This is a genomic window from Legionella micdadei (genome assembly GCF_000953635.1).
GTDB classification, from domain to species: Bacteria; Pseudomonadota; Gammaproteobacteria; order Legionellales; family Legionellaceae; genus Tatlockia; species Tatlockia micdadei.
The window spans coordinates 1,349,697-1,371,943 of sequence record NZ_LN614830.1; the positions used below are offsets into that span (position 1 = coordinate 1,349,697).

A 22,247-nucleotide genomic window follows, 5' to 3' on the forward strand; every position below is an offset into this window, starting at 1 on the left:
GTAATAAGAATGATTAGTGTACGTTAATTTTGACTAAATCTAAAGCAATTTGTTGGTTCTAAATAATTGAGAGAACTATTTGACTTCAAACAACTTTCTGATACCTTCTTGCAGATAAATAAAACTTGGGGGGAGCCCTTTTTAATGGGAAACCTAGCGACTTATCTATTAAATAAAAAAACGTTTCTACCTCTGTTTTTAACCCAGTTTTTCAGCGCCTTCAATGATAATGCATTTAAATTATCGATGCTGACTTTAATAAGCTACCATCTCAGTACTTCACAAAATCAATCTGAGTATTATCAAGCTTTAGCTGGCGCTTTATTCACCCTTCCTTTTTTCTTATTCTCTGCGACTGCAGGACAACTTGCAGACAAATACGATAAGGCATTAATGACTAAATTAATCAAAGTGTTTGAAGTTGTGCTTATGTGTGTGGGTAGTTTTGCCCTTTATTCGGGCAGTATTTATACACTGCTATTTTGTTTAGCAGGGATGGGAATCCATTCTACATTTTTTGGACCTATAAAATATGCCATTCTCCCTGATCATCTACCCCGTGAACAATTGCTAAAGGCGACTGGACTTATTGAAGCAAGTACTTTTCTGGCAATTCTTTTAGGGACATCGCTAGGGGCTTTGGCAATTGGAACGGCGGTGGTTCATGTTGGTTATGCGATTTTAATTGTTAATTTGATTGCTGTTTTAGGACTTACCGCAAGTTGCTACATTCCCGCTGCACCTTCGATAACTAAAGGGTTAATTATTGATTGGCGAATTGGGCGGGCTACATGGAACATGTTGAAAGATGCACTAAAAAACCATCGGTTGTTGCCCGCAATTTTAGCGATTTCCTGGTTTTGGTTAATCGGTGCAGTGATGCTGACGAAGCTTCCTGATTATACCCATTATGTTTTATGGGCAGATACATCTGTGTTTGCTGTGTTTCTCTCTTTATTCTCAATTGGGATCGCTTTAGGTGCGTTGTCAATTAGCTACTTTTTGGCAAGCAAAATCACATTGCGTTATGTTCCAATCGCTATGTTCATGTTGTCTGTGTTCGCCATTGATCTGTATCTAGCTTCACCCAAGATCACAGAAGAAATGCCTTTGCAAACATTTGCGCAGTTTTTTATTAAACCGGACTGTTTGCGAATAACTGTGGATTTTTTCTTATTTTCATTTTGTGCAGGACTTTTCGTGGTACCGCTATATACTTATTTGCAGGTGAGCAGCGATGAAGGAACGCGTGCACGCACAATCGCTGCGAATAATATTATTAATGCACTTTTCATGGTTTTAGGATCAATCATGGTCATGGTTCTATTGCAGTTAAACGTGGGAATTGCATTGGTATTTTTAATCGTTGCCATTTTAAATGCAGCAGCAGCGTTTGCATTGTGGCTGCTGTTGCTAATACAAGCTAAAAGGCTAATGGTTCAGGTCAGATAGCCTAGATCAGCTGATTTTTCCTTTAACAGAATGCAATAGAGCGGTTCTTATCTGGAAGCGCCTTTTTTGGCACATCTTGCGAGAAAACCTGACAAAAAACTACACGCATAGCCAGTTATCCGCCGCTTTTTGGGCATGCTTTCTCGGAACCCATATACAAACCTGACCATTTGTGTCAAATTCAACGAGTGGAACCTGATCTATTACGATGCAATTAGTCGTTTAACCAATCTCTCACAGGGAGAAAGTCTTTATATAAGCTTTCTTCTGGACTGCCTTTTTCGGGATGCCAGTCATATTCCCAGTGTACCTCCGGAGGTAAGGACATAAGAATGGATTCTGTTCGACCACCGGATTGCAGACCGAAAAGGGTGCCTCGATCGTAAACCAGGTTAAATTCAACGTAACGTCCACGTCTATAAAGCTGAAATGCTTTTTCCCGCGGGCCGTAGGGTAACGCTTTACGTTTCTGCACGATCGGTTCATAAGCTTTGCTGAAATGATCGCCAATGCTTTTCATCAATTCAAAGCTATTGGTAAATCCACCCTCATTAAAATCATCAAAGAATAAGCCGCCGATCCCTCGTGCTTCTTCACGATGTTTTAAGTAGAAATATTGATCAGCCCAAGCTTTAAAACGAGGGTAGAGATCTTGGCCAAAAGGTTCGCATGCCTTAAAAGCAATTTGATGCCAATATTTACAATCTTCGTGAAAACCATAATACGGCGTTAAGTCAAATCCTCCACCAAACCACCAGATAGGCGGATTCCCATCTTTTTCAGCGACAAAAAAACGGACATTTGCATGAGTAGTAGGGATATAAGGATTCTCTGGATGAATGACTATCGATACCCCTAACGCACTAAAACGACAGCCTGCCAACTCGGTACGATGCGCGGTTGCAGAAGGAGGCAATTGCTCCCCTGAGACATGTGAAAAATTGACACCGGCTTTGGCAAAAACTTTCCCGTCGGTCAAAACTCGCGTCAAACCTCCGCCACCTTGCTGTCTAGTCCAGCTATCCTCAATAAATTTGCCCTGGCCGTCGATCGCTGATAGCGATTGACAAAGGTTATCCTGAAAATTAAGAAGGTAAGATTTCACTAGTTCAACGGCATTTTCTGGCAAACCAGCTTCTTTATTTCTCATTTCATACCCCTTATCTTTATAAAATCAGGACTTGCCAGCCATTATAATTCAAATTTCCATAAATTGGCACGAGATTTGCTTTATTGCTACAGTCTTTTAAACAGGGAGTAGGGATGGCTTTTAATTTAGACGGTTATTTAGGAATTCATGCCAAAGCATTGATGTTGCGTGAGCAGCGCACGTCACAGCTTGCCAATAATTTGGCGAATATCAATACGCCCAATTATAAAGCAAAGGACATCGATTTTAACGAGGTACTAAGCCAAGCTATGGAAGGAGCGTCTGCCCAACAGATGGTAACAGATGCTGCCAACCATATTAGTGGCCAAAGCACTTTTCAAAGTCAGCTGATGTATCGCATACCGAGCCATATTACACTCGATGGGAACACAGTTGACAAAGATCTAGAAACGACAGCCTTCGCAAGTAACGCCGTCGGTTATCAGGCCAGTTTGACCTTTTTGAATAATAAGATTAAAACAATGATGACCGCGTTGAAGGGAGAGTAGGTATGTCGTTAAACAATATATTTGATATTTCTGGTTCAGCTCTGGCTGCCGAAACTGCGCGGTTAAAGACCAGTGCTTCCAATATGGGGAATGCCGATGTTGTCACAGGTAGTGCGGACGAAGCATACAAGGCGCAATACCCCATTTTTACAGCTATCCAGGAGGAAGCCCAGCAATGGATGAATCAGACTAAGGGTGGGGTTGCAGTATCAGGTATTTATGAAAGTAATGCCGATCCGGTTAAACGCTATGAACCAAATCACCCTCTGGCAGATCAAGACGGTTTTGTTTATGCTCCAAATATTAATTCAGTTGAAGAAATGGCTAATATTATTTCTGCTTCTCGTGCTTACGAAATGGATGTGAGTGTGCTTAATACCACAAAGCAATTAATACAAAGGACCCTTCAGTTAGGAGAGTAAGGAGTGAATTATGGCGGTGGATTCAGTAGGTGGTGCAAATGCAGTTTTAGGGCAAATGGGGACAGGTCAAAGTAAAAGTTTAGGTCAGAAGGATTTTCTAAAACTGATGATTGCTCAGGCACAAAATCAGAATCCCTTGGAACCTAAAATGAATGGTGATTTTTTAGGTCAGTTGGCTCAATTCAGCACAAACGATGGGATCACCAAAATGCAAGAATCCATTCAACAACTCGCTTCTTCGCTTCAATCTAACCAAGCATTACAAGCTTCCTCGCTGGTTGGTCGCAAGGTTCTGGTAAATAGTGACAGTGTAAATCTGGATCAAGGGGAGGTCAAAGCGGCAATCGAATTGCCTGCAGCTGTGGATAATTTAGTGGCTTCAATCTATTCGGAATCGGGTGAACTAATTAGAAAAATTCCCTTAGGGCAGCATGGAGCAGGGTTGTTTGCTTTCACTTGGGATGGCCAAAACCAGAAAGGTGAGCGCATGCCGATGGGCAAGTATACAATTAAAGTAAATGGGATTTATTCTGGAAAAGAGGTCGCTTTAAAGACAATGACAGCGGCTAATGTAGACAGTGTTAGCTTAGGACAAAATGGCGAGGGTGTTAAATTAAATGTGGCAGGGGTTGGCACAGTCTCATTGAATGATGTCAAAGAAATTACAAATTAGGTCATGTTTCCGCTATTGGACGAAAGCAAACACCATCTCAAGGGATGAAGTTAATTAGCGCAATCTCGATAGACCGATATTATCTTTTTGAGTGCAGGAGGCAATTATGACGATTTTTGGAACAGGACTCAGTGGGCTGCAAGCGGCGACGAATGATTTGGGCATTGTGGGTAATAACATTGCAAACTCATCGACAGTTGGTTTTAAAAGCTCAAGGGCATTGTTCGCTGATGTCTATGCAAATAGTTTTTTTGGCAGCACCAATGTCATTGGCGATGGGGTCAATATGATTGGTGTGCAACAATCGTTTGGCCAAGGGAATATCAGTTTTACGAATAATAGCCTTGATCTTGCAATTAACGGATCTGGTTTTTTTATTTTAAGTGATAATGGTTCTTCCGTGTACACAAGGGCAGGGGCTTTCAGCATTGATAACAACGGATTTATTGTTAACAGCCTTAACCAAAATTTAACCGGTTTACTGGCTGAAAATGGTCAGTTGGGCAGTGTTACTGGCAATTTACAACTCAATACAGCGAATATAACTCCCCAGGCGACGACAACGGTCTCTGAAGGAGCAAATTTATATGCAAATAGTACTCCGCCTACCGTGGCTTGGTCAGGTGGTGCAACGCCAGCAGGTGATACTTACAATAATGTCACCTCCTCCACAATCTATGACAGCTTAGGCAATTCTCATGTTTTATCGATGTATTTTATACGGGGGGATGCCTCAGCACCTGCCGGAGACCCCAATGCGTCTTCGCCTGCTGGAACTCAGAATCAATGGTACGTTGCGTTTCAAATCGACAATCAAAATGTTCCCGCCAATGTGGGCACAACAAACAGTGCGAATTTGTATCGGGTTAATTTTAATAGTGATGGAAGTTTTACTAATGTGGCCGATACAACGAATACGCCGATCGCTAACAATTTAATTCCGTTAACAACCAACCTAACTAATGGGGCAAATCCTTTAAATTTCACTGTGGATTTATCCAATTGCACTCAATTTGGCAGCCCTTTTGCTGTGCAATCAAGCACTCAAAATGGATTTACTACGGGGCAGTTGAATAGTGTTTCTATTGATCAGGACGGCGTATTGTTTGGGCTTTATACTAATGGTCAATCACAGATTATGGGGCAAGTGCAGCTAGCTAATTTCCCAAACCTGAACGGATTGCAGCCTTTAGGAAATACCACCTGGGGGGAGACTGCTTCATCAGGACAAGCTTTAGTAGGCAACCCAGGAACAGCGAGCCTTGGTTTGATTCAGTCAGGTGCACTTGAAGAATCAAATGTGGATTTAACAAATGAGTTAGTCAACTTAATTACTGCCCAGCGCTATTTTCAGGCGAATGCGCAAACAATTAGTGCTGGCGATACAATAACTCAAACCATTATAAACATTGGTTAATGAGATAACAACCAGCCTTTCCTCTGCGTCCCACGACTTGTTTGCGGGAGCTATTACTCGCGAGGGATTCCTGAAAGCCTCACGGGAGAACTGCGGAATTTAGCAACGAGAGAGGAACTAGGTTATTAGTTGGTAAGCTAGGAGGGCTTCAATATGGATCCAGTTTTATATCATTCAATGAATGCTTCGCAACTTGATTTTTATCGGCAGAACATTATCGGCCATAATATGGCCAATATTAATTCCCCAGGGTTCAAAGCTGATTTATTTAGGGCTCAGTCTTTGTATGTCACTGGATCCGTACAATCGAGTGAAGCATTAGCAGTAGCACAGTCAAATGGTACTGACTTCTCCGATGGCCCATTAATTTCTACCGGTAGAGATTTAGATGTGGCGGTACTGGGCGATGGTTGGTTTGTTGTCCAGGACTCTCAAGGAAAAGAGGCATATACGCAAGCAGGTAATTTTCATATCACTGAAAACGGTATGTTAGTCAATGGTTCAAACAGGCCTGTAATAGGTGATGGCGGTCCTATCTCAATTCCACCAGCACAACGTGTAGAGATCGGAACAGATGGCACGATATCTATAGTCCCATTCGAAGGGCCTCCTGGTGCAGTAGTGGTCTTAGATCGCCTAAAATTGGTCAAGCTGAAGAGCAATGAACTCTATAAAGATGCTGATGGCTTAATGAAATTGACTGGTGGCGGGACAGCCCAGACAGATGCTTCTATTAATGTCGTGAAAGGGGCTTTAGAAGGCTCGAATGTGAATCCCGTAGAGCAAATGATACATATGATCAATTCAGGTCAAGGTTTTAACGCAAAAATGAAGATAGTAGGGGCTGTTGATAGCAACGCACAAAAACTGGCACAGCTTTTGCAGCTATGAGGTTTTATTTTTAAAGTAGGATAGGATAAGGCTATGGAACCAGCATTATGGGTTAGTAAAACTGGATTAGATGCTCAAGATAAGCAAATAGCAAATATTGCAAACAACTTGGCGAACGTAAACACGACAGGATTTAAAAAAGGCAGAGCAATATTTGAAGATTTGATTTACCAAAATTTAATGCAGGCAGGCGCCCAAGCAACCCAAACAACGGAAATCCCGACTGGTATCAATATGGGCAGCGGTGTCCATATGGTCTCTATGCAAAAGGTGTTTACTGAGGGAGGTATACTTAATACTCAGAATCCTCTTGATGTTGCAATTCAAGGAAATGGCTTTTTCCAGGTACTGTTACCTGATGGAACTCAAGCATACACACGAGACGGTACTTTCCAGATTAACTCTCAAGGCCAAATTGTTACTGCTAGTGGCTATGTGCTTCAACCGGCTATCACCATTCCGCAACAAGCATTAAGTATTACTATTGGTCAAGATGGTACGGTGAGTGTCCAAGTAGCAGGGAATAATACCCCTACACAATTGGGTGTTATCCAACTTAATACGTTTATTAATCCTGCAGGGCTGCAACCTATGGGACAAAACCTTTTCTTACAAACCGTGGCAAGTGGTGCTGTGCAAACAGATAATCCGGGTAATATCGGCCTAGGTACCCTTCTGCAAGGCTCTCTGGAAGCTTCCAATGTGAATGTTGTCGAAGAATTAGTCAATATGATTCAAGCTCAACGCAGCTATGAAATCAATGCTAAAGGCATCCAAACAGTGGATAGTATGTTGCAATATTTAAATCAAACTTTGTAGTTGAGAAGGTGAAATGACTCCATTGCGACGCCTATTTGGCCTAATCATTGTTTCAACGTTAAGCGGCTGTGATCAGCTTAATCCACCATTCCCGGGAACGCATCCTGAATATGCACCGACCTATCCAGCTTCGCCTGATCCAAAACAAATCCGTCATGTTAACGGTGCCATTTATAATGCTGAAACTGCTTTGCCTCTCTTCGAAACGCCAAGAGCAAGACATCCCGGTGATTTAATCACAGTGGTCTTGATTGAGAAAACGGATGCACAAAAGAAAGCAAGTACATTCGGTCAAAAAAATGATACGACTACAATAACCAATAAAACATTCTTCGGCCGACCCATTGCTTTGGGTGGTGGCTATAGTATGGATTTTGATTTAAATGCGCAGCGTCAATTTTTTGGCCAAGGTCAAGAAATTCAAAACAATAAATTATTCGGAAGCATTTCTTTGACGGTTTCTAAAGTATTGCCTAATGGCAATATGGTTGTTCAAGGCGAAAAATGGGTAAAAATTAACCAAGGGGATGAATACATAAGGCTATCTGGCATTATTAGGCCACAAGATATAAGACCTGATAATACAATCAGCTCCGATCGAATTGCTAATGCTCGAATAGCTTACGGTGGCGTGGGCGAATTGAATAACATGAACGCCCAAGGCTGGTTCTCCCGCTTTATTTGGGGACCGATATTCCCAACCTAAGATAACAGGACGATTAATGCGTAAAACCTATTTGGCATGCATTTACTTCTTAATCAGCACATTGTCTTTTGCATTACATGCTGAGCGCATTAAAGATTTAGCCACTCTTGCTGGAGTTAGAACTAACCAATTGGTTGGCTATGGCTTAGTAGTTGGTCTTGATGGTACAGGTGACAGAACAGGTACTCGCTTCACCGAGGAAACATTTGCAAATATGCTGATTCAGCTCGGCATTAACATCCCTCCCGGAACCAAGCTGAATTCAAAAAATGTTGCTGCAGCAATGGTGACTGCCAGCCTTAGTTCTTTTATGAAAAAAGGCCAAGCAATGGATGTCAATGTATCATCCATTGGTGATTCTAAAAGTTTAAGGGGAGGCACCTTACTAATGACTCCCTTAAAAGGGGCAGATGGCCGTGTTTATGCGATGGCGCAAGGTAATATTATCGTTAGTTCACTCTCGGTTTCCGGTCAGGACGGCTCCAGTATCACGGTGAACGTGCCTAGCGGCGGACGTATTCCTAATGGGGCGACTGTCGAGGTGGATATCCCTAATCCTTTCTATGTCTCACGATCGCTTGTTTACAATTTGCATAGCCCTGATTTTACTACCGCCCGACGCATGGTTGATGCAATCAATGAAACGATGGGGCCAGGTACTGCCCGGGCAATTGATGCAACCTCAATTCGTGTGACTGCGCCTAAGGAATTATCGCATCGGGTAGAGTATATTTCTGTTTTGGAAAACATCGAATTTACACCAGGCGAAGTTGAAGCTAAAATCATTATAAACCCAAGGACAGGCACAGTTGTTATGGGCCAATTAGTTCATGTTAAACCAGCAGCGGTATCACATGGCAACCTAATTGTCTCCATTAGCGAAAATCCTCAAGTTTCCCAGCCGAATCCTTTTGCGGGAGGAAGAACAGTAGTCGTTCCTGATACGCAAATCAGTGTTCAGGAGAAGGGAAATCGCACTTTTTTGTTTGCCCCCGGTCCTTCATTAAAAGATATTGTCAGAGCAGTGAATGCGGTTGGAGCAACACCGGCAGACCTGGTTGCTATACTCGAAGCTTTAAAGCAGGCTGGCGCACTAAACGCAACAATAATTATTATTTAATGGATGAATTGAAAATGGCAATTGAAGGAATAGCCGTAAGTGATTTTCAAAGTTTACAAGAATTAAGGGCAAAGGCACAAAAGGATCCTGACAAAGCACTGCCTGAGGTTGCGAAGCAATTCGAAGCTATTTTTCTGCAATCCATGCTCAAAAGCATGCGTATGGGCCAACATTTTCTAGAAGAATCAAATCCATTCAGAGGAAAAAGTGTGGAAACCTTCCAAGAAATGCTTGATGCCCAATACGCAACGAATATTACTCAAGGCCAGGGAATAGGCTTAGCAACCATGCTTGCAAAACAATTATCTAAATCCCAAACACAAGCTACAATGCCTCAAACTGAGATTAATGCCATTAATTCCAATACACCGAAAACACTCAATGCGCTTAATGACCCTAAAACCAAAGTTGAGCAGTCGCTTTTGCCAGCACGAATTGCTCCGAAACAACCTGTGGCAGTAAAAGAAACCGTTCCAAATCCTCAGATTGATGATTTTGTGCGTTCGGCGTGGCCTTATGCTCGACAAGCAGCTAATTTATTGGGGCTTGATCCTAAAATTCTGCTTGCCCAAGCGGCTTTAGAAACAGGATGGGGGCAATTTATTGCTAAAGATGCAGACGGCAGCAGTTCTTATAATTTCTTTAATATCAAAGCAGCAGATAACAACACTGATGCGGTGCATGTAAATACTACCGAGTATATTGCTGATACACCCATTAAGGTAAACGCGGCTTTTAAGAAATATGCATCAATTGAAAACAGTTTTAATGATTATGTGTCTTTAATCAAAGACAGTAATCGTTATGGGGATGCTTTGGCAAATACAAGAAGCCCTGAGCGCTATATTGATGAATTGTATCGTGCAGGTTACGCGACTGATCCGCATTATGCCTCAAAAATATTAGCTATTTATCATGGTGATGAATTGCAGCACGCTTTAGAGAGAAATGGGTTTTCTGAGTTGGCTTGACCCAAATGGCGAGGTTGGCTAAATAACCAACCTATGCTTGATAAAATTGAGAGAATGTCATTCCTCGCTTTGCTCGGGATGACTTTAGATTAAACAAAGGGGAGCAAGGAGCATGGCGGGAATTTTAAACATTGCTGCATCAAGTCTTAATGCGTTCCAACGCGCACTTGCAGTAACAGGAAATAATATTGCTAATTCAAGTAATAGAGCCTATACACGTCAAACTGTTCAATTCGCGCCAATGCCGTCACAACGCTATGCTGGTTCTTATATTGGTGGTGGGGTTGCTATCTCTAATATCCAACGTAATAGTGATCGCTTCGCAACAGAACAGGTGCGGGAAACGCTAACAACCAAATCACAATATGATTCGCTCTATCAGCAAGCGATACAAATCGATAAATTGCTTTCTGAAAAAGGAACGAGCCTCTCAGGGAATATGCAGACTTTTTTCACTGCGCTAGGCCAGTTAAATGAGACTCCCGACAATTTAGCCTCACGCTCGCTTATGTTGCAACAAAGTCAGTTGCTAGTTGATCAATTTAACTCGTTACAACTCCGTTTTGACGAATACCAACGCAACAACACCACGCAAATTACAGAAGCAGTGAATCAAATAAACCAAATTACTGCGAATATCGCGCAAATCAATAAACAACTCACTGCAGCACCCGATGCGCCCGAGCTACTTGATACTCGTGATGATTTATTGCGCGAATTGGCAAAGTACACGGAAGTCACCGTGATTGATCAAGGTAACGCAGGCATTGATGTTGCAATAGGGAATGGTGAGATGCTGGTCATTGGGGCCGAACAGCGTAATTTGGTGGTTAATGCCAATCTAACCGGCCAGCTTGGTACACAAGTCTTCCTAGCAAATGGGCAAGGTCAGATCGATATTACTTCAAATTTGCATTCTGGCATGATCGGAGGATTACTTGAATTCGAGCAAGACATCCTCGGTTACGGCAGTCAATTAATTGGCCAATTAGCAATAGGTCTGGCAACCGCATTTAATACCCAGCATAAACTGGGTATCGATATGAATAGCCAGATTGGTAAAAATTATTTTACTGACTACAATCAAGCTAACTTGCAATTATCCCGATCATTACCCTCTAACTCAAATACAGGGGCTGCTGTTTTATCTGTCGCTATTTCTGATATCAACCAAACCATGTTGAGTGACTATCAGCTTGTAGTAAGTGATACCGCTACAAATGAAGTTCGGCTTATTCGACAATCGGATGGTCAATCGACTACGCTAAATTGGACAAATACACCACCTGCACCGCCAGCGGGTCAAATTATCTTGGATGGCATGACGATCACTGTTGATGATGTAAGTAATTTGGTCAACAGCGACCGGTTTACTTTAATGCCGACGCGAGGGGCAGCACGTGATCTCCAATTAAATATCACTGATCCGCGAGAAATTGCACTGGCTTCCCCAGTGCGCACGGAGGCTTCAATAAACAATACAGGATCGGGAAGGATTGCTTTAGGTGATGTATTAAATACCAATGCTGCGGTTGGCAAAGAGTATAGCATTCAATTTATTTCGCCAACGCAATATAACTTGATAAATGTCACCGATTCAGTAACTACGGGACCGTTTACTTTTACCCCCAATACAGATAACACAATAATGATTCCTGATTCGGTTAACCCCAGTTATTCGGTAATATTGTCCGGTATTCCGGCTACAGGCGATACGTTTTCTGCTTCATACAATGCCGGTGGTATTGGAGACAACCGTAATGGCTTAATGCTAGCTGCACTCCAGCAAAGTAAAATTTTTAACAACGGTACGGCCAGTCTATTTGATAAGCATACTGATTTAATCACAGGAGTAGGGGGTGTAACTTATCAAGCCAAAATACGTAGCGATGCTGCCGAAATTCTTCATCAACAGGCAGTTGATTTTCGTGAAAGCAAAAGTGGTGTGAATTTGGATGAAGAAGCAAGCAATCTATTGCGTTTTGAGCAAGCTTATCAAGCTGCCAGTCGCGTGATGGCTGTTTCAAGTCAGATAATGGATGCTTTATTTGCCGTAATGAGGTGATCATGCGAATTTCAACGACCCAAATTTTTCTTCAAGGCTTAAATGGCGTGTTAGCCCAGCAGGCAGAGACACTAAAATTACAGCAGCAGCTTTCTTCGCAAAAGAAAATCCAATCGCCTGCTGATGATCCAATCGGGGCTGCACAAATTGAATTGATGATGCAACGCATTAATTTAACTGAGAATATGGAGAAGAACCGCGAATCAGCTGTGAGTGAGATAAGCTATGAAGAAAGTATCTTGAGTAACGTTATTAACGTTATTCAGCGCCTACGCGAATTACAGGTTCAATCTGGAAACACAGCTTTATCAGAGGGTGATCGCGAAGCTATGTCGGAAGAGGCAAAAAATTTACTCGATCAACTAGTCGATTTGGGTAATGCCCAAGACAGTAACGGCTATTACCTATTTAGTGGCAGTAAGACATCTACTCAGCCTTTTACATTAAACGCGGGACAATACATCTATAATGGTGATCAAACGCAACGCTCACAAATCATCAGTAGTGGGTTACAAATTGCTGTAAACGATAATGGCAATGATATTTTTATGCGTATTCCCAATGGTAATGGCACATTTACCGTAACACAAACGTCCACGCCTAATACAGGTACTGTGGCTGCGACTACTGGTTCGGTGATAGATCCTGCTGCCTACGTGGTTGATAACTATACAGTGAACTTTGTGTTAAATAGCTTAAATCAAATGGTGGTAATGGTTACAGGTGCAAGCACTGGCCCAATTATTCCCTCCACAGGCCTTCCAGATGATGCGCCTCTTTATCAAGATGGTGGAACAATTAATTTTAATGGGGTTCAGGTCACTTTTCATGGAACACCAAACGCGGGAGATAGTTTTGCAGTAAATCCTTCCCGCAATGAGTCGATTTTTTCCACTGCGGTACGCATTGTCGCCAATCTTAAGCAATCCTTCTCTACTGCTGCCGATAAAGCCGCAGTAGAAACCGAAAATAATCAGCTCCTTGAGCAATTGGACAGTGCTCTTAATAATATTCTTGCATTTCGTGCGCAAGTGGGTGCTCGGTTAAATCAACTGGATGTCGCAGCTCAGGTTAACAATGATGTCTTGGAAATTAGTGAGGAAACATTGCATACCGTACAAGATGTTAATTTGGCTGAGGCTGCGGTCAAGCTTAATTTGCAACAAGTATATTTACAGGCAGCGCAGCAGAGTTTTGCCCGGATTCAAGGGTTAACAGTGTTTAATTACATTTAAGGTTTGCTTTTACATAGAATTTAATCTATTGACCTCAAAATACTCTGGGTTGTGTGATTGATGAGTTTAAATCATGTCCAGTTTGTTTTGATGTTTTCTAAAGTTTTCTATCATTCTTTTAAAATACTCACTAAAAGCTCAATAGAGCTGGCAAGCGATTTTTGCTCATTCTCGGTTAAGGCCTGAAGATTTTGGTTCAAACGGTTATGTAGGAGGTGTGGAGAGGCAGCAATAAATTCTTTTCCTTTTTCGGTGATATCAATAAAGGTATTGCGCCGATCCTTTTTATCTCTTACTCGATGAACAAAATTTTTTTCTTCCAGCCGATCAATTACTCCAACTAGCGTACTCATTGATAGGTATACTTTTTTAGATAAAGAAGACAAATTCATGAAACCATTTTCATAGATCTCATGTAAGCAAATCATTTGAGGGATAGTTAGTCCGTAATATTTATTGAGGTATCTTGAATGATGATCCATATGCTGCATTACCTTTCGTAAGGCGAGGATAATTTTTTTTGACTGTTGATTAGCTATCTCGGTGCCTTCGTTTTTTACTTGATTTGAATAATTCATGATTAGTCTTAATGATTGCAATCTATTCGCTACGGGGTTACTATCTAAAATTACTTCGTGTACGAAATATTTTAACAGACACTAATAATAACAATTTTATCTGACTATTCTATATAGCAGTAGAGGAGGATCCAAAAAAAATGGGATTTTAATCCAAGAAGCATTTTCCAAAAAGAAATAACTAGAAGAGGAGAGGTTATGCCCAATGAATTAAATCAAAAAACCTTATACCCATTTCCACAACAATTCGCTGCGAAAGAACTAATTGACGACGAGGACATCCAATTTTTGAGTAATGGTTTTCTCACTCTAGGTGTTGAAATCGAGTTACAACTTATTGATTCAGAAACACTCAATCTATCCTCGAAATCTGAGGAAGTACTTAATGCAACTGCAGATTTACCTAAAATAAAACCCGAATTCTATTTAAGCACCATCGAAGTAACTACAGATAAATGCAATACCGTCAAGCAAGTGGAAGATGATCTCTATAACTCATTATCTGATCTTCAATGGGCAACGAAAGATCTCGGAATACTCTTTGCGTCAACTGGGTCTCATCCGTTTTCCAAATATGCGGATTGGCAAATATCCCCAACAGCACGTTACCTTGATTTAATTGATCGCAATCAATGGTTAACTCGACGTATGAGTGTTTATGGCCTGCATGTGCATCTTGGCATGAAAAGCGGTGAGGACTGTATCCGATTTAACAATTTTTTTATGTATTTTTTGCCACATCTATTAGCGCTTTCATCCAGCTCGCCATTTTGGCAAGGGATAGATACTGGACTTGCTTCATGCCGTCCTACCGCATATGAAGCCCTGCCGACAGCAGGACAACCGTATTATGTAAAAACTTGGCAAGATTTCTATCATATTTATAGAAGTTTAAAATCTTGCGGTTCAATCAAATCATTAAAAGATTTATGGTGGGATTTAAGACCAAGTCCCGGTTTTGGCACTTTAGAAATTCGGGTTTGTGACGGCACCGCCACATTGGCAGAGACACTGGCTATCACCGCTTTTATTCATGCTCTTGCGTATTGGTTTGCAGATAATGGCGCTTGGCTAGAGTCAGTAGCGTGCCCCCCCCATTGGCTTTCGCGTGAAAACAAATGGCGGGCAATTCGCTATGGGCTAGATAGCGAGTTGATTATGAATACTGAAGGAAAAATTAAACTCATGCGCGAGGATCTTTACGAATGGATAAGTAAACTTGAGCCTTATATTAAACGGCTCAATTATCAAAATTACTTCGCTTACCTAAAAACGATTATCGAATCAGGGACCAGTTCTGAAAGGCAAAAAATGATATTTAGTCAAAACGGTTCTCTTAGAGATGTTGTCAAACACAATGTGAGTGAATTTTTATTGCAGGTACCTCTTTATCGTCAAGAATCAGTTTTCTCATGAGAATTCGTAATTGCTTATATTTCAATCAGATTTAGGTAAATAAAACCTGGGCTCAATCCCAGGTTATTCATTAGCGTAATTAAATAGGGATAGAGCTCGGAATTACTGCATTGCTTTTAAACAACCTTGGCAGCAGGCTTTTATTTGCTCTTTCAAGCTTGCAGTACTCTCTGTGGAAGTGACTCCAAGCCCGCAACCTGCGAGACATTGAAGTACTTCTTTACCTAGTCCCCGAGGGGTAGAACTGCTAACACAGCTGTTGACGCAGCTTTTATTTCCCTTAAAGAGCTTGACTTGATAACGATTAACTTAACATATTTGAAATATTACTTGATGATTATGAAATAATAAGATATTTTTTGCCTAGATTTTTAATCTGGAGGCATAAGCGATGCTAATTAAACTCATTCTTGGAGTACGTAAATTTAATCAAGAAAAGTTTAAAGACATGCAAGGTATTTTTGAGATGTTAAGTAGGGGACAATACCCAGACATCTTATTCATCACCTGCGCAGACTCACGGGTTGTTCCCAGTTTATTTACTCATTCGGCACCCGGTGATATGTTTGTGATGCGGAATGTGGGTAATATTGTACCCCCCCACACAGCAACAGCTGTTCCGAGTGAAGCAGTGGCAATTGAATATGCCTTAAAAGTCCTTAAGGTGAAAAATATTATTGTCTGTGGGCATTCTAATTGCGGTGCAATGGACGGGTTGATTACACCAGGCCTCGATAAACATTTGCCGGTTACAGCATCGTGGCTTTCTCATTCATCACCAGTATTGGCCAAATTAGCAGAAAACCATGAGGATATAAATTTAGAGGCCGTTATTAAGCAAAATATCCTCGTCCAGATGGAGCATTTGAAAACTTACCGTATCATTGCGGAAAAAATTGCTGCTGGTGAGTTATCAATACACGGATGGTTTTACAAATTTGAGACGGGTGAAATTTTTGTTTATCAAGAAACCCAACAGAATTTTATTAATATGGAACAAGCTCTCAATTTTGCTATCGAAGGAAGAAGAGATCAAATTGTAAAACAAATTGCTAATGGATATTTAGCGCAATTTACTCAGCCAAAAACATCAGATGAGTTTCGCAAGGCAATGCGGTTGTTTTCCTCGCTAAAATTTGATCTAAGTGCAATTTGGGATGATTTAAGGCCAATGATCTCCGAGAAACTCTGGGCTGAAGTAGGTGAGCTTTTCTCTGGCCCTTCAGCTAAAGAATTTCAAGATCTAATTGATTCCGGGAAAAAGATAACGCTAAGGGATTTAAAAGATTTTCAAAAAGAACTTCAAAGTTCTGTTGGCTATCATCAATTTTGTGCTCAGCATACCTTATTTGCTCAGTCATTATCCGGATCCGATTATGCGGAAAGGAATTTAAACCAGTTCAAGTGCAAATTGTAATGAAACCTCACTATACGGCAGCAATTGCTATCGCTTAATGTTTTCGCTAAGTTTGAGGAATAAAAATTGAAGGATTTTTTCTTTTTAAATCATAGACAAAGTATTATAATTTGAAACGGTTTTTTTAATATCAAATAACATATAGGATGTTGATGCATGGAATGGGCTTTTCATTAGTTATCAAAAAAGGATTGCTCGTAATGGCCAATGACAGGGATGTTTTCAGCAATCGACAAGTGTCAATAGATTTGTCTTGATGTCATCTTTTTCTATTAGTTTCTATTGTGTGGGCTTCCTTTGTTAAAGTCCTGTTTTATCCGTTCCCTCTGTTCGATTTATTTGATGTATATCAGAACGCTCATTCCTTTGTTATTGAAATCGACTGCCGCTGGATGTTTTACGGTTTCACATTATGACTCATTTTTACATTACAAGGATCCCTCATGAGACATTTCTTATTTCCTTTTTTCGTCACGACAAGTGTCATTGTCAGTCAGGCATCAGCTGGCACCATGGGACTTGCTGTTGCCCCTGAAGACTGGGCATGGGTAGGCTCTATCAGCGTAGGTCCCGTTTGGGCAAGAGGTGGAGAAACACAAACTGTTTGCTTATCCCCTGAAACTACACAAACCTATGCGGCTAGCAGATCTGCCCATGCACTGGCTTCCGGTGAGTTGTTTATTGGTTTTCAGAAGATGCTTGCATTCAATTGGCATGGGCAATTAGGGATAGCTGCAGCCACTACAGGTAATGCTAAATTGCAAGGCGTCATATGGGACGATGCTGATCCTGCATTTACCAATTACAGTTATCGCTACAAAGTACGTAACAGTCGGGTGGTGGTAAAAGGAAAGCTCATACTCGACAAAGGGTATTGGCTTATACCGTGGGCGAGCGGCAGTGTTGGAGTAGGCTTTAACCGCACCTATGATTTTACTAACACGCCGTTGATTTTAGAGGCATTGCCTATTACTAATTTCAGTAACCACAGCAAAACGGCCTTCACCTACACGTTGGGTGTGGGGGTGCAAAAAGCCATTAGCAATCATTGGCAGGTTGGCGTCGGTTATGAGTTTGCCGACTGGGGCCGAAGCAAACTAGGTGTGGTTTCAGGTCAGATGACAAACAGTGGGTTAGCCCTCAACCATCTTCACACCAATGGTGTTTTATTTAACTTTACTTATGTGGCTTAAGGATAAATCCATGAAGAAAAAAAGTAACAAATGTCTTTTGGGATTTAGAATGCTGGCTTTCCTGTGGTCAGGATTGATTACAACAACAGTTTGTGCTGGTATCCCATTGTGGACTTTTGAGCCGCTTACCCCTACCTCTCTGGCTGTGCCTGCCAATAGCACCGCTTTGGTGCAATACCGGGTCACCAATCAATCCAGCAGTCCCCATACTTTGCTGATGTTGCCTATTCAAGGGATTATGCAAATTAACACGGGATTAGGGGATTGTAGCATTCCTTTCATGTTACTCGGTAAGGGAGCTTGCACGCTTTCACTGCAGGTGATCGGCAGTCAGATAATTGGCCCGATTATTGATGGGCCAGTGGTTTGTCAACTAGGAAGCCTTAATCCGTGTTACCGCCCAAGCCCTCTTCATGTTTTAAACATCACCCAGGCTCCACCGATAACCAATGCTGTCATTGCAGTAAAGGGTTCTCCCTTAACGCTGACTGTGGATGGTTCGATTGGGCAGCTTACCATTTACAACACGTCCACTGAAGTGGCGGCTACCAACATTACCTCGAATTTTATTGGGACGGCATTGAACGGTAATGTCACAGAAACAGGTAATAGCTGTTCTTATGTACCGCCGGGAGGAAGTTGCACAATAACTTATACGCCAGGCCACACGGTCGTACCGCAGACAAACTTTAACATTAAAGGCACAAATACGAATGCGGTAATGGCAGCTATTGCTATTGAATCAGGTATTACGCTAACAGCAATTAATCCGAACTCAGGAACAGCATCGGGGGGAACAGGTTTTACCTTAACAGGAACCGGGTTAACGGGTGCAACAAGCATCACCTTTGACGGAATAGCGGCGACCAGCGTTAAAGTGGTCAATTCTACAACGGTGACCGGGGTAACTCCAGCACACACGGCAGGCTTCGTGGATGTTGTCATTAGCACGCCTACAGGTAGCACAACATTAGCCAATGGCTATCAATATTTGACCACCGCAGTAGGACAACCCTCAGGCGGTGGCACCATTGCTTGCCTGAGTACAGGAAATAATCTTATCGCAGCCATTGCCGATAATAGCGCGGGCATTCAATGGGGAGGTTCTGGTACGGCAACCGGTGCAACAAGCACTACCAACGGAGCCACTAATACTGCACAGATCGTTACTGTACTGACAGCCCTGGGTGTTCCTACAAACACTTATGCTGCCAGTCTTTGTAGTAACTACGAAGTCGATTCGCAAGGCAATACTCCCTGCCAGGTAGGAAATACCTGCTATAACGATTGGTTCTTGCCGGCTGGGGATAACTTGACAGCCTCGGGTCAGCTCAATTGCTTATTTACTAATCGTGCGGTCATCGGTGGTTTTGCCAGTGATTTTTACTGGAGTTCTACTGAGGATTCGGCGTCCCTCGCTTGGAGACAGGACTTCAACAATGGCAACCAGAGCTCTTCGGGTAAGAACCTCACTTTTCATGTTAGATGTGTCCGGGCTTTTACCCCTTAATCCTTTATACTTTTTCCTTTGAGGCAGCTTAGCTGCCTCATGATTTTTAGGAGGTATTGTTACGATTTTGCTAAAAGGTTTTCTATATGGGCTTAACGGTTTATTAAAGGCGCTTATCAGCTTGTTTAAGCTGTTTGAGGGTAAAAAAACTAATTTTTTCGCCACAGCGACATATTAGTCGGTGTCGCGAATTGACGATTTATAGCCTATTGAAAATTTAAAAGCTTTGTTACTGTTACTAACGATTAAAATTCTCTTCTGAATATTAAAAAACGACCCAATAAAGATTAATTTTAATGCATAGTGCTCTATAATTATTACTAATCAAGTAATAAGGTGATCAGAGAGGCGACGATGCATATTCCATTGACAGAGCCGGTATCACCACGCTACATCCATATTAATCCTAAAACTAATCAAGTTCATCTGATGGTTCCGGTTGTTGGCGGCCAAGAAATCAGCACGGATAATACCTGTAAGGCAACGGTAGCCTTAAGGGAATTTTTTGATGGTGGAGCCCTGCGTGAATTAAATGCTTATAAAGAAGCATTAACCTTTGATATAGGGTTACTTGAGGCAGGTAATGCACAGCGGGCAGGTAAAGAAGAGCGATTAGCCCAAATAGAAGCTTATATTGAAGCGGTTTCAGCGATGCGCTATAGCTATAGTGGTGCGATGACTGCTTTTCTTGGAAGGCCATCGAATTTATACAGCGTTCAATTGCGCCCTCGTGCCCAGGACAGCCAATCACGCGTTGTAAATCCCGTATTTAATGTGAACCGAACCAATAATGCGGAAGGAACTCCTCTCTCTCCGTTGTATAATGCAATGCATGGCACCTTTCCTACGACGGTGGTGGCAACAACCGACCCACGTACCCGGCTTACAACAACAGTATTAAGTGCTTTACCTGCGTCAGCGAGCTTTGCAGATATCCAACGAGTATTGAGTGAGTAAAGTTTAGCATTGTTTGGGTTAGCCATTGATTTTACCCAACGCACCGATGGAACACCTGCAACCAAAGAGGCTATTGATACGCTTATGGGTTTTGGAGCCGATGCCACACGAGACGATTACATTGATGCGTTATTAGGCGCTTGTGCCGTTGATGTATGGGAAACACTACCCACACCACCTTTTTATAGTATTCCAGCAGCAACGCCTGAAGATGAAAGAACAGAACGATTATCGATACTGACTCAGTTTTTTCTAGCGAACCTGAATGTGTATTGCAAAGCGCGTGGCATCAGTACGCAAAATTTTGGGGCGATTCTCGATGCATCACCTGATTTAAGTAATAGCTTGGTCAGTTTGGTATCCACAGCCTTAACGAATGGCGAGGACGTAGAAAGAGCCATTTGCAATTTTTGTAATGTGAATTCTGATGCATTCCATTTATTACGCGCTATCAACGCAGACGATTTGACCGCCATTCGACAAACATTTGAACGCACTTATCGTACCGTTACAGCTACAGCAGAAAATCCTCATATGGATGATTTTATGATATTGGATCATGGCGCGACAGGAGGAACGGCTAAATTTGTAACCCATCAAGGGTCTATTTGTGTGAATTTCGCTGAAATCATTGACCCCGTTGCGGCATCCAGCAATCCTGACTATTTTGCGAGCATTCGCACTGATTTTGCAGCACACCCGACAGAGATCCCTCACCGAAATGAATCTGTGTTGGGCGGTGATGTAGAAGTAGGCGTTGAGACCTTACTTGCACGAATCAATGAGAAGCAATTTGAAAGACTACCCACAGCAGCTAAAGAAGCTTGTCTTGCACATCCGAGTTTCGAAGCCCGTCATTTTTTACAGGATGTGGCCAAAGGGCGTCAAGAGGAGGCAGAAGGTTTATTGGTAGCAACACCGGCAAATACCCAAACATTACTGCGAACACCAGGTGTGTTCACCGATTACTCGGGAAGAACGTTCAATTGTACGGCCTATGAATATGCCTATTGGGCTAAAGACACGCATATGTGCCGTATGTTAGAACGTCACATGGACGAGGAAACCAAAGCCGATATGTTAGCCCGAATTGATAGCAACGACGCGGCTGGGCTCATTTATCAGCAAAACGGTGAGGAACACCGCCGCGCCCATTTCGATTTTAAACCCCTCAAAGAAGCCTATCAGCGCTATCTGGATGGATATGATGCGTGGTATGCTGCGCAAAATTGGGCGGCACTGGACGCTGCCTGGTGGGATGTGGGTAAAGCACAGCGCGATGTTCCTGCTCATGTGGCTCAAGAATATTGCCGGCCAGACCGCTCGTTTGAACCGAGACCTGAGTTCAACGAAGCAACATTACCGCGAGTGTTAACCTTTTACAACTGGACAACTGGACAGGATGATTCTTGGTTCCGTCTCGTCGCGCCTAATTCTGGTCTTGGTTTCGATTTTGCATTAGTTCGGGGCTGCGAGCGCGCCGCGTGGCCGCGAGCCGGTGGACGCAGGGCGACAGCATGGGCGGCGGCGGATTTGGCGGCTATAACCTGCCTAGATGAAGTAAGAACCAACGAGCTCACGCAGTCGCGTGAACTTTTAAACCCGCCGGCAATGTCGCAGGGTATGAGCATTTGATTGCAGCTCGGTCGAGTAGGGTTGCAGCGATGGGTGTCGCCGCGTTATCTCGACAAACATGAATAAACCATCCCATGATTTCTTCGTATTGCCAGCGTTGTGACGATTTCA

19 protein-coding genes and 1 pseudogene are annotated in these 22,247 nt (G+C 42.3%); 18 read left to right on the forward strand and 2 right to left on the reverse strand.

Features of this window, described 5'->3' with window-relative positions; genetic code table 11:
• The first annotated feature begins 144 nt into the window (after window positions 1-144).
• Window positions 145-1,452 carry an MFS transporter gene (locus tag LMI_RS06030; protein ID WP_045098993.1) on the forward strand — a complete coding sequence of 436 codons (1,308 nt, stop codon included), beginning with the start codon at window positions 145-147 and terminating at the stop codon, window positions 1,450-1,452.
• Between the two features lie 214 nt (window positions 1,453-1,666).
• On the opposite strand, the gene hemF is transcribed toward LMI_RS06030, so the two are convergent.
• On the reverse strand, window positions 1,667-2,602 hold the full coding sequence (gene hemF, locus LMI_RS06035) for an oxygen-dependent coproporphyrinogen oxidase (RefSeq protein ID WP_045098994.1): 936 nt from the start codon (window positions 2,600-2,602) through the stop codon (window positions 1,667-1,669).
• 113 nt (window positions 2,603-2,715) lie between these two features.
• On the opposite strand from hemF, the gene flgB reads away from it, so the two are divergent.
• The 11 genes from flgB (at window position 2,716) to flgL (ending at window position 13,430) form a co-directional block, all read left to right on the forward strand.
• Window positions 2,716-3,111, forward strand: a complete 396-nt coding sequence (gene flgB / locus LMI_RS06040) for a flagellar basal body rod protein FlgB (protein ID WP_045098995.1) — start codon at window positions 2,716-2,718, stop codon at window positions 3,109-3,111.
• A 2-nt stretch (window positions 3,112-3,113) separates the two neighbouring features.
• Window positions 3,114-3,533, forward strand: coding sequence for a flagellar basal body rod protein FlgC (flgC, locus tag LMI_RS06045; RefSeq protein ID WP_045098996.1), 420 nt, complete (start codon window positions 3,114-3,116; stop codon window positions 3,531-3,533).
• Between the two features lie 10 nt (window positions 3,534-3,543).
• Complete coding sequence (locus LMI_RS06050; RefSeq protein ID WP_045098997.1) at window positions 3,544-4,206, forward strand: flagellar hook assembly protein FlgD; 663 nt, start codon at window positions 3,544-3,546, stop codon at window positions 4,204-4,206.
• A gap of 106 nt (window positions 4,207-4,312) precedes the next feature.
• Window positions 4,313-5,623 (forward strand): flagellar hook protein FlgE, encoded by a 1,311-nt coding sequence (flgE, locus tag LMI_RS06055; protein ID WP_045098998.1) that lies wholly within the window; start codon window positions 4,313-4,315, stop codon window positions 5,621-5,623.
• 153 nt (window positions 5,624-5,776) lie between these two features.
• The gene (locus LMI_RS06060; RefSeq protein WP_045098999.1) at window positions 5,777-6,514 is read left to right on the forward strand and encodes a flagellar basal body rod protein FlgF; all 738 of its coding nucleotides are present in this window, start codon (window positions 5,777-5,779) and stop codon (window positions 6,512-6,514) included.
• Window positions 6,515-6,547: 33 nt separating this feature from the next.
• Window positions 6,548-7,333, forward strand: coding sequence for a flagellar basal-body rod protein FlgG (flgG, locus tag LMI_RS06065; RefSeq protein ID WP_045099000.1), 786 nt, complete (start codon window positions 6,548-6,550; stop codon window positions 7,331-7,333).
• 13 nt (window positions 7,334-7,346) lie between these two features.
• The gene (locus tag LMI_RS06070; protein ID WP_045099001.1) at window positions 7,347-8,039 is read left to right on the forward strand and encodes a flagellar basal body L-ring protein FlgH; all 693 of its coding nucleotides are present in this window, start codon (window positions 7,347-7,349) and stop codon (window positions 8,037-8,039) included.
• A gap of 16 nt (window positions 8,040-8,055) precedes the next feature.
• A complete protein-coding gene (locus LMI_RS06075; protein ID WP_045099002.1) occupies window positions 8,056-9,159 on the forward strand; it encodes a flagellar basal body P-ring protein FlgI in 1,104 nt (367 codons plus the stop codon).
• 14 nt (window positions 9,160-9,173) lie between these two features.
• Window positions 9,174-10,130: a flagellar assembly peptidoglycan hydrolase FlgJ gene (gene flgJ, locus LMI_RS06080; protein WP_045100602.1), complete on the forward strand. Its 957-nt coding sequence runs from the start codon at window positions 9,174-9,176 to the stop codon at window positions 10,128-10,130.
• Window positions 10,131-10,242: 112 nt separating this feature from the next.
• A complete protein-coding gene (gene flgK, locus LMI_RS06085; protein ID WP_045099003.1) occupies window positions 10,243-12,195 on the forward strand; it encodes a flagellar hook-associated protein FlgK in 1,953 nt (650 codons plus the stop codon).
• 2 nt (window positions 12,196-12,197) lie between these two features.
• Entirely contained in the window at window positions 12,198-13,430 is a 1,233-nt protein-coding gene (gene flgL / locus LMI_RS06090; RefSeq protein ID WP_045099004.1) for a flagellar hook-associated protein FlgL, read from the forward strand.
• A 110-nt stretch (window positions 13,431-13,540) separates the two neighbouring features.
• Here flgL and LMI_RS06095 read toward each other — a convergent pair whose 3' ends face one another.
• Window positions 13,541-14,008, reverse strand: a complete 468-nt coding sequence (locus tag LMI_RS06095; protein ID WP_045099005.1) for a MarR family winged helix-turn-helix transcriptional regulator — start codon at window positions 14,006-14,008, stop codon at window positions 13,541-13,543.
• Window positions 14,009-14,206: 198 nt separating this feature from the next.
• Between LMI_RS06095 and LMI_RS06100 the strand changes: the two genes are divergently transcribed.
• The 6 genes and pseudogenes from LMI_RS06100 (at window position 14,207) to LMI_RS15860 (ending at window position 22,136) form a co-directional block, all read left to right on the forward strand.
• The gene (locus tag LMI_RS06100) at window positions 14,207-15,424 is read left to right on the forward strand and encodes a carboxylate-amine ligase (protein ID WP_045099006.1); all 1,218 of its coding nucleotides are present in this window, start codon (window positions 14,207-14,209) and stop codon (window positions 15,422-15,424) included.
• Window positions 15,425-15,815: 391 nt separating this feature from the next.
• A complete protein-coding gene (locus LMI_RS06105; RefSeq protein WP_045099007.1) occupies window positions 15,816-16,841 on the forward strand; it encodes a carbonic anhydrase in 1,026 nt (341 codons plus the stop codon).
• A gap of 443 nt (window positions 16,842-17,284) precedes the next feature.
• On the forward strand, window positions 17,285-18,034 hold the full coding sequence (locus LMI_RS06110; RefSeq protein WP_045099008.1) for an outer membrane protein: 750 nt from the start codon (window positions 17,285-17,287) through the stop codon (window positions 18,032-18,034).
• Window positions 18,035-18,044: 10 nt separating this feature from the next.
• Window positions 18,045-19,544 (forward strand): IPT/TIG domain-containing protein, encoded by a 1,500-nt coding sequence (locus tag LMI_RS06115; RefSeq protein WP_231852248.1) that lies wholly within the window; start codon window positions 18,045-18,047, stop codon window positions 19,542-19,544.
• Window positions 19,545-19,898: 354 nt separating this feature from the next.
• Window positions 19,899-21,215: pseudogene (locus LMI_RS15855) on the forward strand (hypothetical protein); the annotation flags it as partial.
• Window positions 21,216-21,578: 363 nt separating this feature from the next.
• Window positions 21,579-22,136, forward strand: coding sequence for a hypothetical protein (locus LMI_RS15860; protein ID WP_489884279.1), 558 nt, complete (start codon window positions 21,579-21,581; stop codon window positions 22,134-22,136).
• The last annotated feature ends 111 nt before the right edge of the window (window positions 22,137-22,247 follow it).